Source organism: Erwinia sp. 009765445, from assembly GCF_058137865.1.
Genome location: NZ_JBYUWC010000010.1, coordinates 51,734 through 66,894, shown reverse-complemented (window position 1 = coordinate 66,894; position 15,161 = coordinate 51,734). Strand labels below are relative to the sequence as shown.

Here is a 15,161-nt window from a genome sequence, read left to right as displayed (position 1 = left end):
GCGGTTTGATGGAAATCAGCGGGCTTCCCGGGCTTCTTCAGGCAGCGCTTGTTTGAGCTGCGCCAGCGAGCAGTAAAGCCGCCAGATGATGCCCGCCAGCTCGGTTCCTCGCACGTTGTCCTCCGCTGCAAGCACCGTCACCATATCCTGCAATTCATCAAGCGTTGCATTCAGCGAACTGTGTTTAACGCCGCGTTCGCTGATGATTCGGTGCAAATCTTTCAGGGTTGCGTCGCGCATTCTGGCCAGTGTCGGGGAGTCGGTTTTCCAGTCACGCAGTTGCCAGACGATATGCGAACAGTTCAGCAGCACTACTCCCCAGCGCAGCAGCCAGACCCTTGCGGATTCATCGCGGCTGGCCACCAGCTGATTAATTCGGTGATAAATCCGCGACTCAAACCGGCTCTGGCTCAGGTGAGGATGGCGGCTGAGCTGATCGAGAAATTCGCGGCGCAGGGCGCGGATATGGCGGCGACTGCGGCGCTTGTCGGAGCTGGGACGCAGGATCTGGAATGCCAGCCACACCAGCATCACGCCGCAGACTTTAGCGATATTGTCATTGAGAAAGCTTTGGTAGTCATAGGTGGGCGGGTTGGTCACCGCCAGAAAAGAACCGCCGAAGACGATCAGCTGTGCCCAGAGACTGGCGCGCTTTTTCTGCTGTAGCTTAAACAGCTGCAAAGTGATCAGCAGTGGGAACAGGAAGATCAGGAACTGCCACAGCACGCTGATCTGCACCATCAGGCCAAATTTGATCAGAAATGTGGCGACCGACAGCAGCAGCAGCGTCTTCAGCAGCAGGGACACGCTGCTGGTCGGGGAAGGCACCGACGAGTAGAGCACGCAGCTGATCGCTGCCAGCGTGAGAGCCGCATCGCCGGAATCCCACTGGGTGGCGATGGTGAAAGCACAGCCCAGCAGGATCACCACAAAGGTACGGAATGCGCTCCAGCTCGCTTCGGCGCTGTCGCTGTGTCTTGCCAGCGCCGGAACCGGAGGAGGAGAGAGCGTGGTATCGGCATCGGCCCGCTCAAACTGGCGCAGCCAGCGGCTGATGTTCAGGTACATCCAGCAGAAGTAACGCAGGCGGTGCCAGAAAGCCTGATGGCGAAAGTCACCTTCATCCAACGGGGCGGCACTTCTCAGAATTTGCGCCAGCCGGTATTTGTCACAGTCGCTTTTTGCCAGCTCACTGAGCAACTGCTGCAGGGCAGTAAATAAAATTTCCGGAGGATCGGGCCAGTTAAGCAACATCCGGCGCAGACTGGAGATCACGCTGGTCAGCCGCAGCTGCTGGTGGAGCACATAATTCAGCACGTTGTTCTGGCGACGAAAGCGGTAGTGGCTCCAGAACGCCTGGATACGCAGCAGATTCATGGTCAGGATCTGACTGATGACCGTTTCATGAGCGCTGCGCACGTTATCAGTGGTTTCCTTCTGCAGCAGCAGGCCCGCATGTTCCAGCAGCCGGGTGTGCATATCCTTCAGGGATTTGATCAGCGTGTCGCCGTCAGAGGTGCTGGGCAGGATCATCATCATCAGCCCGCCACACAGAATACCGGAGATCACTTCACAGACCCTCGCCTGAGTAATGTCCCACAGGTCGCTGATATCAGTGATATTTACCGTGGTAAATGCGATGATCGCGGCGGTGTAACCCGCCAGCGAGAAAGCGTAGGCGACATTGTTCTGATAATGATTGGCGATATAAGTGCAGAGTGCCAGCCATGAGGCTATAGCCAGCGCGAACAACCAGGGTTCATTCAGCGTATGACCGGCAATCAGCAGCGCCGCACTGGCCCCGATCAGGCTGCCAGCGATTCGGCCCAGGCTTTTACTGATCACACCGCCCACCGTGGGGAAACTGACCACGGCCGCCGAGGTCATTGCCCAGTACGGCTCATCCAGATCCAGCCCGTAAGCGATGCTCAGCGCCAGACACATCGCAATCGAGTTGCGCAGGGCATAGCGCCACTGGCCGCCGGTCGCTTTGATCCACGGCAGCTGCTGCCACTCCAGCCAGCTCAGATTCATGGGTGGATTGAAACAGTGCAGGTGGTACCAGCGACCAGCGGCAGATCCTGCGGCACATTAGTCAGGCGAATGCGTACCGGCACGCGCTGCGCAAGGCGCACCCAGGGCACGTTAGGTTTGATATCCGGCACCAGTCCGCTGTCGGTTTCCACGCTCTGGTCGTAAATCGCCCGGCCAATACTTTCCACTTCTCCCGTTAACTGACGGTTGTCGCTGTACAGACGGATAGTCGCTTTATAACCGGGACGGATATGGCGCAGCTTGGTCTCTTCGAAATAGCCCATCACGTAAAAAGAGTGGCTGTCGACGAGCGCGAAAATCGGTGTGCCGCTGGTAGCATAATTACCGGGACGCACCACCAGGTTGCTGATCCAGCCATCGGTCGGCGCGTAAATCTGCGTCTGGGAAAGATTCCACTTCGCCTGATCCAACTCTGCCTGAGCGGCTTTCGCCGCTGCATCCATCGATTTGGCATTGAGATCGGCGGCGTCCAGGTCTTCAGCGGAAATCACGTTGCGCGGCAGATTCTGACGACGGCGGGCTTCATGCTGCGCTTTCAACAAATCCGACTGAGCCTTAGCCAGCTGCGACTCGGCGTTGAGCACCGCGATACGGTAAGGCTCATCATCCAGTACCAGCAGTTTGGTTCCTTTAGTGACAAACTGGTTGTCTTTAATCGGCAGCTGTTCAATACGACCCGACACCTGAGGGGTGATATTGACCAGCTCGGCGCGGACCTTGCCGTCACGAGTCCACGGAGACTGCATGTAGTAATTCCACAACCACCATCCGGCACACAGCGCTGCGGCGAAAAAAATCAGGGTGGAAAAGTATTTTAACGTGCTGAATTTCATGAGATCACCAGGTGATAAGCAGCCACAGCGAAGCGCTGACGCAAAGAATAAAGAGAGAGAGATCCAGAAGGGTGGGATGCCAGATTTCGCCGGAGTAGATCCAGTTCCTCAGCAGAGGATGGATCAGCAGCCAGAAGAAAAATCCCAACAGCACGGCTTTGAACAGCGGTGGAAAATAGACCGATGCGCCGAAAATCAGATCGGTCAGCGGTGTTGAAGAGGTGTGGACTGAATGGCTCACTGATAAATCCTTCTTGCCTGGCCGCCAGTTGCGGGCAGGGTTATCAATACGGGTTCATAACTGATGAATTTGTATTTTGTCCTGTAAACTCGCAGAATAGTCTAGAATGAGGCTTGATAGGTAGCAAGCTAATTATAAGGAGATGAAATTGGATACCCCACTAGGAACGGATCTCGCAAGATTAGTGCGCATCTGGCGGTCGTTGATCGATCAACGCCTGAAGCCGCTGGAACTGACCCAGACTCACTGGGTAACGCTACATAACATTCATCAGTTGCCACCGGACCAGTCGCAGATTCAGCTGGCCAAGGCTATAGGTATAGAACAACCATCACTGGTTCGCACGCTGGATCAGCTGGAAGAGAAGGGGTTAATCACCCGCACCACCTGTGTCAGCGATCGCCGTGCAAAGCGGATTAAGCTGACAGAGGAAGCTGCGCCGATTATCACCGAGGTTGAGCATGTGATTGATGCCACCCGGGATGACATTCTGTCCGGAATCTCTCAGCAGGAGATCGACAAGATGGTGACGCTGATTGCCCGGCTGGAAAAAAACATTCTCGAGCTGCAAAATCGCGACGAATAAAAAAACCGGCATCAGCCGGTTTTTTTATCTTTTAGCGTGGTGAAACAGTCACCTGGCTGCCGTTGGAGGCCATCGCCACGCGCATCCCCACGGAGAAACGGCTGGCGGCTTGTTTCTGCACCACCATAATGGTATTGCCGTCATCCTTACGGATTTCCAGTTCTACACCCTGGGTTTTATTCATCGCGCCCTGAACACCCTGTCCGGCTACGCCACCCGCCACTGCACCAGCTGCGGTTGCCAGGCTGCGGCCTGTACCGCCACCGAGAGTGTTACCGAGGAAGCCACCCAACACTGCACCACCGATTGCGCCGATCACATTGCTTTCATCGCCGCCCTGAATCTGAACCGGACGAACAGAGACCAGCGTACCGTAGGTCACGTTCTGTATCTGGCGCGCTTCAGAAGCACTGTAAACATCGCCGGAAAGTGTGCTCGTATTGGTGCATCCTGCTAATGTCACACCGGTCAGTGCCACGATTAAAATACGCTTAAACATCGTCAGAACTCCTTTTTTTCTCATTGCTGCAGTCAATTGCGCAGCGATCAATAACTTAATTATATGGCACAAGCAATGCTTGTCGCTTAATTCCAGCAAAAAAACGTTGTTCAAAAGATAGCGCAGCGGGCTTAAACCGGTACTCAATCAGCTGAAAAAAGCCGTTAAAGAAGCACGCTGTTTGAAAATGCACAGTTAATTATAGAATTGCACAAACAATTTTGCGACGCTGTAGGGAAAGAGTGGAAAAAACCTTGCGGTTAAGGCAGAAAACATGAAATCAGGACGCTATATCGGGGTAATGTCAGGGACCAGTCTGGACGGTGTGGACGTGGTGATGGCAGCCATTGACAGCCAGATGGTGGCGCAGCAGGCCAGCTACTGCCACCCGATCCCTGCGGCTCTGCGGCAGGACATTCTGGCCATCTGTCAGGGCCAGTCGCTGACGCTGTCCCAGCTTGGGCAGTTGGATACCCGTCTCGGACGTCTGTTTGCCGAGGCAGTAAAAACGCTCTTGCAGCGCGAAGGGCTGGTTAAAGAAGATATCACGGCGATCGGCTGCCACGGGCAGACCGTGTGGCATGAACCGCAGGGCGAAGCGCCTAATACGCTGCAGATTGGTGACAATAACCAGATCGCGGCTGCCACCGGTATCACTGTGGTGGGAGATTTTCGCCGTCGTGATATGGCCCTTGGCGGGCAGGGCGCACCGCTCGTACCAGCCTTTCATCAGGCGGTCCTGATGCATCCGGTCGAACGTCGGATGGTACTGAATATAGGCGGCATCGCTAACCTGTCCCTGTTGATCCCCGGTAAGCCGGTTGGCGGCTATGATACCGGGCCGGGTAATATGCTGCTGGATGCGTGGATCTGGCGAAATAAAGGCCAGAGCTACGATCTGGATGGCGCATGGGGCAGCAGCGGTACGGTAGCTTATCCGCTATTGCAACAGATGCTGGCCGATCCCTGGTTCTCGCTGCCCGCGCCCAAATCAACTGGCCGCGAGTATTTCAATCTGGGGTGGGTTGAACAGCAACTGGCCCACTTCCCTGGCCTGCTTCCACAGGATGTTCAGGCCACGCTGGTGGAACTGACCGCCACCACCATTGCCGAACAGGTGATGCTGAGCGGTGGTTGCGAGCGGTTACTGGTTTGCGGTGGCGGCAGTCGCAACCCCCAGCTGATGGTGCGGCTGACCAGCCAACTGGCCGGAACCGAAGTCAGTACTACCGATAGCGTCGGCATCAGCGGCGACGATATGGAAGGGCTGGCCTTTGCCTGGCTGGCCTACCGGACCTTATCCGGAGAGCCCGGGAACCTGCCGTCGGTTACGGGGGCACTCGAAGCGACGGTGCTCGGGGCGATCTACCCGGCAAACACGCCGCGCTATCGCTGAGTGCATCACGACGAATCTTTAGCGGTTTGCTAAAGTTACCCTTCACCTCAAGGAGACAGTATGAAAAAAATTGTGATCGCTTCCAGCCTGGTGCTGCTTTCCGGCTGCAGTTTGTTCCACTCTGAGCCGGAGAAGCCTAAAACGCTGCATTACACTTGCGGCACTCTGCCACTGACGGTGATTCTGGATAATTCACGACGGGAAGTTAACCTTATTCTGGACGGCAATCCGCTGATCCTGAAACAGCAGGAAGCGGCTTCCGGCACGCGCTACAGCGACGGTAACTACGTATTCTGGTCCAAAGGCGACGGGGCTTTTATCGAGCGTAACGGCAAATTGATCATCAATGACTGCCGTCTTAACGCAGGTTAACCCGTTGAGATCCATCGGGATGAGGAGCACAATGTTTTATCCCCTTCCAGCAGAAGCCTGAGCGATGAACGAGAGCGATAACCTGCAGCAGATTGCCCATCTGCGCCGTGAATATACCCGTGGCGGCCTGCGCCGTAACGATCTTCCAGACGACCCGCTGGCGCTGTTTGAACGCTGGCTGGGCCAGGCCGTAGAGGCGCAACTGCCTGATGCAACTGCAATGAGCGTGGCGACGGTTGATGAGCGCGGCCAGCCCTATCAGCGCATTGTTTTGCTGAAGCACTTTGACCAGCGAGGGATGGTGTTCTACACCAACCTGGGCAGCCGTAAAGCTCAGCATCTGGAAAAAAATCCGCGCATCAGCTTACTGTTCCCGTGGCACATGCTGGAACGACAGGTGATGGTGCTGGGCACGGTGGAGAAGCTGTCGATGCTCGATGTGGTGAAATACTTCCACAGCCGCCCGCGCGAAAGCCAGATTGGCGCGTGGGTGTCGAAGCAGTCCAGCCGGATTTCCGCTCGTGGCGTGCTGGAAGGCAAGTTCCTGGAGCTGAAGCAGAAGTTCCAGCAGGGCGAAGTTCCCCTGCCGAGTTTCTGGGGCGGCTACCGCATCAAAATAGACTCAATGGAGTTCTGGCAGGGCGGCGAACACCGGCTGCATGACCGTTTTTTCTACCAGCGTGAAGATGAAGCCTGGAAAATTGATCGTCTCGCCCCTTAAATCCGCGAAATAATCCCGTTAAGCGCTGGCACAGAGTGCGTCAGCGCTTTATTCTATATGCCTTATTTTTTCGTCCGCGAGTAGCGGAAAGCTGTGTACCAGCAAAGGTGCAGACTTTTCTACATGGAGTCACAGATGGCCAGCAGTAACCTGATCACACAATTGCAAGAGCGGGGCTTAGTCGCCCAGGTAACGGATGAGACCGCGTTAGCAGAACGACTGGCGCAAGGGCCAATCGCACTCTATTGCGGCTTCGATCCGACTGCCGACAGCTTGCATTTGGGCCATCTGGTGCCGTTACTCTGCCTGAAGCGCTTCCAGGATGCGGGTCACCGCCCGGTGGCGCTGGTGGGTGGAGCGACCGGCCTGATTGGCGACCCGAGCTTTAAAGCCGCTGAGCGCAAGCTGAACACCAACGAAACCGTCAACGAGTGGGTGGAGAAAATCCGCCATCAGGTGGCACCGTTCCTCGACTTTGACTGTGGCGACAACAGCGCCATTGCGGCCAACAACTACGACTGGTTCGGCGGCATGAACGTGCTGACCTTCCTGCGTGATATCGGCAAGCACTTCTCGGTCAACCAGATGATCAATAAAGAAGCGGTTAAGCAGCGTCTGAACCGTGACGATCAGGGGATCTCCTTTACCGAGTTCTCCTATAACCTGCTTCAGGGGTACGACTTTGCCTGCCTCAACGAGCGTCATGGCGTGGCGCTGCAGATCGGCGGCTCCGATCAGTGGGGCAACATCACCTCCGGTATCGATCTGACCCGTCGTCTGCACCAGAACCAGGTATTTGGCCTGACCGTTCCGTTGATCACTAAATCTGACGGCACCAAGTTCGGTAAAACCGAAGGTGGCGCAGTGTGGCTGGACGCGAAGAAAACCAGCCCGTACAAGTTCTACCAGTTCTGGATCAACACGGCAGATGCTGACGTCTACCGCTTCCTGAAGTTCTTCACCTTTATGAGCATTGAAGAGATCAATGCGCTGGAAGAAGAAGATAAAAACAGTGGTAAAGCGCCACGTGCCCAGTCTGTGCTGGCCGAGCAGGTGACCCGCCTGGTTCACGGTGCAGAAGGGCTGACCGCGGCCGAGCGTATCACCAAAAGCCTGTTCTCCGGCAGCCTGAGCGAGATGACCGAAGCGGACTTTGAGCAGCTGGCGCAGGACGGTATGCCATTTGTCGAGCTGGCACAGGGTGAAGATCTGCAACAGGCGATGGTGGCAGGCGATCTGGCTCCTTCCCGTGGGCAGGCCCGTAAACTGATTGAGTCAAAAGCGGTCAACATTAACGGCCAGGTGCAGTTAAATACGGAATACGCTTTCGATGCAGCAGACCGCCTGTATGGTCGCTTTACGCTGCTCCGTCGTGGTAAGAAAAATTACTGCCTGCTCGTCTGGAAATAAGCTCACCCAACAGGCCGGTCTGACCGGCCTCTTTTTTGGCAAAGTTCGGGTTTCGCTATGAAAAATATTCTTTCTGTTCAGTCGCATACCGTTTACGGTCATGCGGGCAACAGTGCGTCTGAATTCCCTATGCGCCGCATGGGGGCAAACGTCTGGCCGCTCAATACCGTGCAGTTTTCTAACCACACGCAGTACGGACACTGGACCGGGATGGTGATGCCGGCCAGCCACCTGACGGAGATTGTTAAGGGGATTGCGGACATTGACCGCCTCAGGACCTGTGATGCGGTGCTGAGCGGCTACCTTGGATCTGCTGAGCAGGGTGAGCAGATCCTCGATATCGTTCGTCAGGTGAAGCAGGCTAACCCGAATGCATGGTTCTTCTGCGATCCGGTAATGGGCCATCCTGAAAAAGGCTGCATCGTGGCACCCGGCGTGGCGGAGTTTCACAGCCGTTCGGCGCTGCCAGCCAGTGACATCATCGCGCCCAACCTGCTGGAACTGGAAATGCTCAGCGGTCATGCCGTGAGCAATGTGGAGCAGGCAGTTGCCACTGCGCGTGAGCTGATTGCCCGTGGCCCGAAAATCGTACTGGTCAAGCATCTGGCTCGCGCCGGTCAGCGCATCGATCGCTTCGAAATGCTTCTGGTCACCGCTGACGAGGCCTGGCATATCAGCCGCCCGCTGGTGGATTTCGGTGTGCGACAGCCGGTTGGCGTGGGCGATCTGACCAGCGGACTGCTGCTGGTGGACCTGCTGCATGGTAAACCGCTGAAAGAGGCGCTGGAGCACGTGACGGCGGCAGTTTATGAAGTGATGCTGAAAACCCATGAATTGGGTGAGTATGAGTTACAGCTGGTTGCCGCTCAGGAAGGCATTGCTAACCCGCAGCAGCACTTTGATGCGGTAAAACTGTAACGCTTTTTCCCTGTGCGACAGATCCGCACAGGGAATCATTCTCTCAAATTCCTTCGGCTCTGAGCGCTTCAGCCACAGCAGGGCGCGCGGCGACCCGATCAAACCACGCCTGCAGGGTTTTCATCTCTGAAAGATCCAGCTGAATAGCTTTTGCCCAGCGCACCACTGTAAACAGATAAGCATCCGCGACGGTGAAATGCAGGCCCATCAGCCACTGTTTCTCCTTCAGCTCTTCATCCACCCAGCCAAATTTCTGTATCAGCTGGCCGCGCAGCACCTCTTTAAATTCGTCTGGCGTAGTGGGGCGAAACAGCGGGCTGAAGGTCTTGTGCAGCTCGGTGGCAATGTAATTAAGCCACTCCAGCGTGTGATAGCGCGTCATGCTGCCAACAGGTGCCAGCAGTTTACGGTCCGGCTTCAGGTCCGCCAGATACTGGGCGATAGCCACGCCTTCAGTGAGGATCGTTTCATCATCGAACTGCAGCGTGGGCACCTGCCCTTTGGGATTGATTAGCAGAAAATTATCGCCCAGCTCCGTGATTTTGGTCTGCAAATCCACCCTAATCAACGTAAAGTCCAGCCCGGTTTCCCGCAGAATGATATGCGGAGAGAGTGAGCAGGCCCCGGGTTTAAAGAACAGTTTCATTACTTGCTCCTTTGATTTACTGGCAAAACATCCTGTCAGCTTACTGCCGCCGGGCGGAAAAGTCAGCGACTTCAGGAGAGACGGAGAGGGATTATTTCTCCATCATCTGATACTTAACAAACTCTCAACCCGCAAGCTGCTCAGCTCCGGTAACGTTGTGCGGGCCAGATCCCAGAATGCACGGACTTTAGCAGGCATATATTTTACGTTTTGCGTCACCAGCTGGACCGGTACCGCTGGCGTGCGGAACTCTGCCAGCACCTCGCAAAGTGAGCCCTGCTGAATATCATCATAAACCTGGTAAGAGAGCAGGCGGGCGATGCCTTTACCGGCGCGGGCTGCTATCAGCTGCGTCTCCACTTCGTTAACGGTCAGCCTCGGCGTAATTCGTACCCGCTCCTGCGGTGCTTCAGCAGCAAACCGCCATTCCCGTTGCGAAGTGGCCGTGGTCCCGGCAATTAGGCGATGATCGGTTAGCATCACTGGCGTGAGCGGTTTTCCATGCAGCGTAAGATAAGCCGGGCTGGCAACCAGCATCTTTTGCACGCTGCCCACCTCGGTCGCCACCAGCGAGGAGTCGCGCAGCTGGCCAATTCGCACTGCCATATCCAGCCCCTGCTCAATCAAATCCTGATAGCGGTCGCTGAGCTGCAGATCAATCTGAATATCCGGGTACATTTCCAGAAACGTAAGCACCAGCGGGGCGATATGCTTGCGGCCAAACTGCACCGGTGCCGTCAGCCGAAGTTTGCCGCTAAGCTGATTACGGGTGGTGGTGACCAGCGCCTGCTGATAATCCTCCAGCAGGCTTCTGGCGCGTTCATACAACTCCAGTCCGGCTTGAGTGGGCTGCAGGTGACGGGTGGTGCGCTCAATCAGGCTGACGGCAAAACGATTTTCCAGCGCTGCCAGAGTCCGGGTAATGGCAGGGGGAGAACGGCGCAGCGTGCGGGCTGCTCCGGCCAGGCTGCCCTGTTGTACCACGGCGACGAACACCGCCAGCTCGTCAAGCTTATCCATGATCCTTCCACTTAGCGAAATTATGAATTGCTATTTTTGCCAGTTTACGCTGTTTTCAGCAAGAGTAAGCTGACTGAAACTACAGGAGACGAAAATGAGTACATTAACACTGTATGGCAGCGAACTGTCCGGGCACGCTCACCGAGTCAGATTGCTTCTCAGCATGCTGAAACTGGAAGCGGAATGGGTTGAGGCAGGAGCCGACGTGCGCAAACGAGAGGATTTTATGGCTCTGAACCCGCTCGGGCAGATACCTGTGCTGGTGGATAACGGCACGGTGATTGCCGACAGCAACGCTATTCTGATCTGGCTGGCAAAGCGCTATGCGCCGGACAGCGGCTGGCTGCCGCAGGAACTGCTGAAGGAGGTGCAGGTGCATCAGTGGCTGGCGAAAGCCGCTGGAGAAATCCGCTACGGTGTCGCCTCGGCGCGCTTGATCAGGCAGTTCAACGCCCCGGAAAACTACGATTCTGCAGTGAGCGTGGCAGGGAAATTTTTACCTCAGTTCGAGGCACATCTGGCCGGGCGTCAATGGCTGGTGGGTGACAGGGCAACCCTCGCCGATCTGGCCTGTTACGCCTACGTTGCCTGTGCACCGGAAGGGGGCATTGCGCTGCGTGCTTATCCAGCGGTTAAGAGCTGGTTGCAGCGTGTGGAAGCCCTGCCGGGTTTTATCGCTTTACCGGCACTGCCGCTGCCAGCGGAAGCCTGAACATGTTTCATCCGGGAGAGCAGCTGGCGCAGGACAAAGCGGGCTATGAGCGGGTCAAAGCCGCCCTCTACCCGGCAATGCCTGAGCAGCACCGTCTGTTTTATCAGGGATTACACCTGTTCTATCTCTCGGTGCAGGACGAAGAGGGTTATCCGGTAGCAGCGTTAATTCAGGGAGAGGCTGGCTTTCTGCAAACGCCGGATGATACCCATCTGGAGATCCCTCTGGCAGCTGTGGAGGCTGTTCCCTGGCTGCCGCGCCTGCAGCCGGGGATGCCGCTCGGTGGTCTGGGGCTGGATCTGTCCAACCGCCGCCGCAACCGGGTGAATGGGTTGATTGAAAGCCTCAGCGACGGTAAGCTGAGTCTGCGTGTTCAGGAGAGTTTCGGAAACTGTCCAAAGTACATTCAACGCCGGTTACTGCCGGGAGCCGATCTCCGCAGAAAACTGGAGGTGGAACGGCTTAACCGCCTGGATGCAGATGCACGTTATCTGATTTCCGCCGCTGATACCTTCTTCGTCGCCAGCCATGCACAGCGGCAGAATGAAACGGGCGGAGCGGATATCTCGCACCGTGGCGGGGTGCCCGGATTTGTGCAAATTAAGCAGGGTAAGCTGTTGATCCCCGATTATTCCGGCAATCGCTATATGAACACGCTGGGCAATCTGCTGATTGAGCCACGTTGCGCTCTGCTGATCATGGACTTTCATCAGGGGGCTGCGCTGCATATTCAGGGGCGGGCGGAAGTGCTCTGGCACGAGCCGGTCAGAGGACTGGTGGAACGCTACTGGACGGTAGAGCCGGAACGTATTTTACGGATCCGTCAGCTGTTGCCTGCCGTCGGGAGCGACGTGGAATATGCTGACTCCTCGCTGGAGGCTGGGAAGAGCTGAGCCCAAAAAAAGGGCGACATCGCTGTCGCCCCGATCTTTATCGCCAGAACAGGATTACGCTTTGACATCCTGCGGCTGTGCGACCGGCTGGTCGTCCTGAGTCATGCGGTTCAGCTTTGGCGCTGTCAGCATCATCAGTACGGCAATCACACCGGTGGCAATACCAATTTGCAGGAACACATCACCGTAGACGTGCAGTGACTGCAGTGGGTCGGTGATATCTTCCGGCACTGCCATCAGGTTCGCCACTTTACCGGCAATCATCGCTGCGCCAGCGGTGGTCAGGAACCAGGAGCCCATGATAAAGCCCATCAGACGCTGAGGAACCAGCTGTGCCACCATCGCCAGGCCCAGACCGGAGATCATCAGCTCACCGACGCTCTGCAGAGCATAGCTGAGGATCAGCCAGTTAACGGAAACGATACCCATCTGGTTAGCGAACTTCGCGCCCAGTGGCAGTACCAGAAACGCGGCTGAACAAAGGATCATCCCGAGAGCAAATTTGTGCGGCATCGGCAGACGGTCGCCCATTTTGTTATACACCGCAGCGAGAATCGGGCTGAAAATCATGATCCAGAACGGGTTCAGCGCCTGATACTGCTCGGCCTCAAACGCAATGCCCAGAATGCTGTGCTCAACGTTACGGATGGCAAAGAAGTTCAGGGAAGTTGGCATCTGCATATAGAGAACAAAGAACACCACCGCCTCTGCCATCAGCAGAAAAGCAACGATCATCTTACGGCGGGCTGCGCCCTTCAGCTTGAACGCCTCTTTGGCGAAAATCACCACGATACCCAGAGCAACCAGTGCCAGCACCATACGGGCAATGCCCTGGTTATGCAGCAGCCAGGTAGCAATCGTCACCAGTACCGCAATACCCACAAGGGTGCCCAGCAGTTTGCCGACGTGCAGCGGAGCGAAGTCAGGTTTGGAACCGTAGTTTTTCACCCACTTGCGGCACAGCATAAAGTTCACCAGCGTGATCAGCATACCCACTACGGAAAGTGAGAAGGCCACGTTCCAGCCGTAATGCGCGGCCAGCCACGGAGTTGCCAGCATAGAGAAGAACGAACCGATGTTGATCGCCATGTAATACATGGTGAAGGCACCGTCGAGGCGCGGGTCGTCTTTTTCATAGCAGGTAGAGAGCAGCGAAGAGGGGTTAGCTTTAAACAGGCCATTACCGACGGCGATAGTCGCCATGCCGATATAGACCACGCCAACGTCGTGACCGGAGAAGGCCACCAGCGCATAGCCCAGCGCCAGGACCAGCGTACCCAGCACGATAACGCGCTTGGTGCCCAGCACTTTGTCACCCAGCCAGCCGCCCACGGCCACCAGACCATAAACCAGCGCGCTGAAAGAGGAGAAGAGGGTGATGGACTCGGCTTCGGACATGCCCAGCATCTTGACGAGATAAACCGCCATGATGCCCTGCAGGCCGTAGTAACCGAAACGCTCCCACAGCTCGATCGAGAAAATCAGATAGAACGATTTGGATTGCTTAAATGCATTGAGGCTCACGGCCTCGGGTTGTTTGTTTGCAGTTGACACTAGTACCTCTGAAGTCAGTATCCTGATTCGACCCAAAAATTAAGTCGTTGTCATACAAGGTGGGCATTCGCCGCATGGTTATAAGATGGGAAAAACGGCGACCAATTTCGCCGATCATTCCGCCTCAGGCAAGTCTTTTTTCATATATTGCTGGAAAGGGGAGTGAAAGTGTTAATGGGTAGATCAAAGGTGTATAAATAGTTTTAATGACTATTTTTAATTTTTTGTTTGGTATAAACAACTTAAATGAGACTGCAATTTATTCAGTTGACAGAATTACTCTCCGATCCCCTTTTTATGGTCAATAATGTCACTGGATTATTAATGAGCAATATTATCATCTGAAAAGACTCTTTAAAGCATGGCAAACTAATGCCTGGCAGTGTTGATGGTCAATTCTAAAGCAATCGCGCATGTCAAATGTGATTCAGATCACTAAAAGTCAGCATAATATTTGTTGAAAAATAACATTCATCGCCTGGCTGGCCCCAAATTTAAATAAATGACTTGCTGTTGAACAAAGGTGCTGTTCTTGTAATGAAAATGTGACCTTCAACGCTATAAATCGGTCTATTTATCTTTTATGTCAGTGTCGCGTTCAACAAACCGCAGCAGCCTGATTCGCGACTCGATTTTATTATTGATTGAACGTTCAATATAAAATGTCTATAATCATTATCATTCAATAGCTAAAACCGATGAAGCGATGCCAAAAGTTGGAATGAAAGCCATCCGTCAGGCGCAACTGATCCATGCCACGTTGACGGTAATTGATCGGGTGGGCCTGGCAGACGCCAGCCTGGCGCTGATTGCCAAAGAAGCAGGGGTGTCGACCGGGATTGTCAGCCACTATTTCGGCGACAAAAACGGTCTGCTGGACGCCTGTATGCGGCAGATCCTCTCCGACCTCTATACGGCCGTTGAACACTATCGCCAGCAGGCAGCCGACCAGCCAGAAGCGCAAATCCGGGCCATTATCGATGGCAATTTCGACGTGTCGCAAATTGCCGGGCCGGTGCTGAAAACCTGGCTGGCATTTTGGACCAACAGCCTGCATCAGCCCGATCTGCAGCGGCTGCAGCGCATTAACGATCGCCGCCTCTATTCCAACCTGGCGTCGCAATTTGCCAGAGTGCTGGAACCCCAGCAGGCACGTCACGCAGGGGCCAGTCTGGCAGCGCTGATCGACGGGCTGTGGTTACGCATGACGCTGGCACCGCAACCCATGGAACAGGGACTGGATGACGCAAGGATGCTTTGCTATCAGAATCTCGCGCTGTGGCTTTCAGCCGCGGCGAAATAAAC

The 15,161-nt window shown here is 55.4% G+C and carries 16 protein-coding genes; 9 read left to right on the top strand and 7 right to left on the bottom strand.

What is annotated here, in order from left to right; genetic code table 11:
- Positions 1-15: 15 nt before the first annotated feature.
- From AC3Y5R_RS12695 to AC3Y5R_RS12685, 3 genes are read right to left on the bottom strand one after another with little or no spacing between them, the layout of a single operon-like run.
- The gene (locus AC3Y5R_RS12695) at positions 16-2,034 is read right to left on the bottom strand and encodes an FUSC family protein (protein ID WP_489921636.1); all 2,019 of its coding nucleotides are present in this window, start codon (positions 2,032-2,034) and stop codon (positions 16-18) included.
- The gene (locus AC3Y5R_RS12690) at positions 2,031-2,888 is read right to left on the bottom strand and encodes an efflux RND transporter periplasmic adaptor subunit (RefSeq protein WP_489921635.1); all 858 of its coding nucleotides are present in this window, start codon (positions 2,886-2,888) and stop codon (positions 2,031-2,033) included. The genes AC3Y5R_RS12695 and AC3Y5R_RS12690 overlap by 4 nt, the downstream gene beginning before the upstream one ends.
- Before the next feature lie 4 nt (positions 2,889-2,892).
- Positions 2,893-3,129, bottom strand: a complete 237-nt coding sequence (locus AC3Y5R_RS12685; RefSeq protein ID WP_158782953.1) for a DUF1656 domain-containing protein — start codon at positions 3,127-3,129, stop codon at positions 2,893-2,895.
- Between the two features lie 142 nt (positions 3,130-3,271).
- Between AC3Y5R_RS12685 and slyA the strand changes: the two genes are divergently transcribed.
- On the top strand, positions 3,272-3,715 hold the full coding sequence (slyA, locus tag AC3Y5R_RS12680; RefSeq protein WP_489921634.1) for a transcriptional regulator SlyA: 444 nt from the start codon (positions 3,272-3,274) through the stop codon (positions 3,713-3,715).
- A gap of 31 nt (positions 3,716-3,746) precedes the next feature.
- Here slyA and slyB read toward each other — a convergent pair whose 3' ends face one another.
- Complete coding sequence (gene slyB, locus AC3Y5R_RS12675) at positions 3,747-4,214, bottom strand: outer membrane lipoprotein SlyB (protein ID WP_158782955.1); 468 nt, start codon at positions 4,212-4,214, stop codon at positions 3,747-3,749.
- Between the two features lie 274 nt (positions 4,215-4,488).
- Between slyB and anmK the strand changes: the two genes are divergently transcribed.
- The 5 genes from anmK to pdxY all read left to right on the top strand — a co-directional run bounded on the left by anmK (position 4,489) and on the right by pdxY (position 9,031).
- Positions 4,489-5,610, top strand: coding sequence for an anhydro-N-acetylmuramic acid kinase (gene anmK, locus AC3Y5R_RS12670; RefSeq protein ID WP_489921633.1), 1,122 nt, complete (start codon positions 4,489-4,491; stop codon positions 5,608-5,610).
- Positions 5,611-5,670: 60 nt separating this feature from the next.
- Positions 5,671-5,982, top strand: coding sequence for an MliC family protein (locus AC3Y5R_RS12665; RefSeq protein ID WP_489921632.1), 312 nt, complete (start codon positions 5,671-5,673; stop codon positions 5,980-5,982).
- A 64-nt stretch (positions 5,983-6,046) separates the two neighbouring features.
- Positions 6,047-6,703, top strand: a complete 657-nt coding sequence (gene pdxH, locus AC3Y5R_RS12660) for a pyridoxamine 5'-phosphate oxidase (protein WP_489921631.1) — start codon at positions 6,047-6,049, stop codon at positions 6,701-6,703.
- A gap of 135 nt (positions 6,704-6,838) precedes the next feature.
- Positions 6,839-8,113, top strand: a complete 1,275-nt coding sequence (gene tyrS, locus AC3Y5R_RS12655; RefSeq protein WP_489921630.1) for a tyrosine--tRNA ligase — start codon at positions 6,839-6,841, stop codon at positions 8,111-8,113.
- Positions 8,114-8,170: 57 nt separating this feature from the next.
- Entirely contained in the window at positions 8,171-9,031 is an 861-nt protein-coding gene (pdxY, locus tag AC3Y5R_RS12650) for a pyridoxal kinase PdxY (RefSeq protein ID WP_489921629.1), read from the top strand.
- 43 nt (positions 9,032-9,074) lie between these two features.
- Here the strand turns inward: pdxY and gstA are convergent, their stop codons facing one another.
- Both gstA and AC3Y5R_RS12640 read right to left on the bottom strand, forming a co-directional pair.
- The gene (gstA, locus tag AC3Y5R_RS12645) at positions 9,075-9,677 is read right to left on the bottom strand and encodes a glutathione transferase GstA (RefSeq protein WP_489921628.1); all 603 of its coding nucleotides are present in this window, start codon (positions 9,675-9,677) and stop codon (positions 9,075-9,077) included.
- Between the two features lie 102 nt (positions 9,678-9,779).
- On the bottom strand, positions 9,780-10,697 hold the full coding sequence (locus AC3Y5R_RS12640; RefSeq protein ID WP_489921627.1) for a LysR family transcriptional regulator: 918 nt from the start codon (positions 10,695-10,697) through the stop codon (positions 9,780-9,782).
- Between the two features lie 94 nt (positions 10,698-10,791).
- Here AC3Y5R_RS12640 and AC3Y5R_RS12635 point away from each other — a divergent pair, with 94 nt between their 5' ends.
- Complete coding sequence (locus AC3Y5R_RS12635) at positions 10,792-11,409, top strand: glutathione S-transferase family protein (RefSeq protein ID WP_489921626.1); 618 nt, start codon at positions 10,792-10,794, stop codon at positions 11,407-11,409.
- 2 nt (positions 11,410-11,411) lie between these two features.
- Positions 11,412-12,302 (top strand): pyridoxamine 5'-phosphate oxidase family protein, encoded by an 891-nt coding sequence (locus tag AC3Y5R_RS12630; RefSeq protein WP_489921625.1) that lies wholly within the window; start codon positions 11,412-11,414, stop codon positions 12,300-12,302.
- A gap of 54 nt (positions 12,303-12,356) precedes the next feature.
- Here the strand turns inward: AC3Y5R_RS12630 and dtpA are convergent, their stop codons facing one another.
- A complete protein-coding gene (dtpA, locus tag AC3Y5R_RS12625) occupies positions 12,357-13,856 on the bottom strand; it encodes a dipeptide/tripeptide permease DtpA (protein ID WP_489921624.1) in 1,500 nt (499 codons plus the stop codon).
- Positions 13,857-14,562: 706 nt separating this feature from the next.
- Here dtpA and betI point away from each other — a divergent pair.
- Complete coding sequence (gene betI, locus AC3Y5R_RS12620) at positions 14,563-15,159, top strand: transcriptional regulator BetI (RefSeq protein ID WP_489921623.1); 597 nt, start codon at positions 14,563-14,565, stop codon at positions 15,157-15,159.
- Positions 15,160-15,161 lie beyond the last annotated feature (2 nt).

What these genes read in the sequence shown, in the direction of transcription:
- AC3Y5R_RS12640 (WP_489921627.1), bottom strand. Translation starts at nt 10,697, where the DNA reads ATGGATAAGCTTGACGAGCTGGCGGTGTTCGTCGCCGTGGTACAACAG.
- gstA (WP_489921628.1), bottom strand. Translation starts at nt 9,677, where the DNA reads ATGAAACTGTTCTTTAAACCCGGGGCCTGCTCACTCTCTCCGCATATC.
- anmK (WP_489921633.1), top strand. Translation starts at nt 4,489, where the DNA reads ATGAAATCAGGACGCTATATCGGGGTAATGTCAGGGACCAGTCTGGAC.
- pdxY (WP_489921629.1), top strand. Translation starts at nt 8,171, where the DNA reads ATGAAAAATATTCTTTCTGTTCAGTCGCATACCGTTTACGGTCATGCG.
- tyrS (WP_489921630.1), top strand. Translation starts at nt 6,839, where the DNA reads ATGGCCAGCAGTAACCTGATCACACAATTGCAAGAGCGGGGCTTAGTC.
- betI (WP_489921623.1), top strand. Translation starts at nt 14,563, where the DNA reads ATGCCAAAAGTTGGAATGAAAGCCATCCGTCAGGCGCAACTGATCCAT.
- slyA (WP_489921634.1), top strand. Translation starts at nt 3,272, where the DNA reads ATGAAATTGGATACCCCACTAGGAACGGATCTCGCAAGATTAGTGCGC.
- pdxH (WP_489921631.1), top strand. Translation starts at nt 6,047, where the DNA reads ATGAACGAGAGCGATAACCTGCAGCAGATTGCCCATCTGCGCCGTGAA.
- slyB (WP_158782955.1), bottom strand. Translation starts at nt 4,214, where the DNA reads ATGTTTAAGCGTATTTTAATCGTGGCACTGACCGGTGTGACATTAGCA.
- AC3Y5R_RS12690 (WP_489921635.1), bottom strand. Translation starts at nt 2,888, where the DNA reads ATGAAATTCAGCACGTTAAAATACTTTTCCACCCTGATTTTTTTCGCC.
- AC3Y5R_RS12635 (WP_489921626.1), top strand. Translation starts at nt 10,792, where the DNA reads ATGAGTACATTAACACTGTATGGCAGCGAACTGTCCGGGCACGCTCAC.
- AC3Y5R_RS12695 (WP_489921636.1), bottom strand. Translation starts at nt 2,034, where the DNA reads ATGAATCTGAGCTGGCTGGAGTGGCAGCAGCTGCCGTGGATCAAAGCG.
- AC3Y5R_RS12665 (WP_489921632.1), top strand. Translation starts at nt 5,671, where the DNA reads ATGAAAAAAATTGTGATCGCTTCCAGCCTGGTGCTGCTTTCCGGCTGC.
- AC3Y5R_RS12630 (WP_489921625.1), top strand. Translation starts at nt 11,412, where the DNA reads ATGTTTCATCCGGGAGAGCAGCTGGCGCAGGACAAAGCGGGCTATGAG.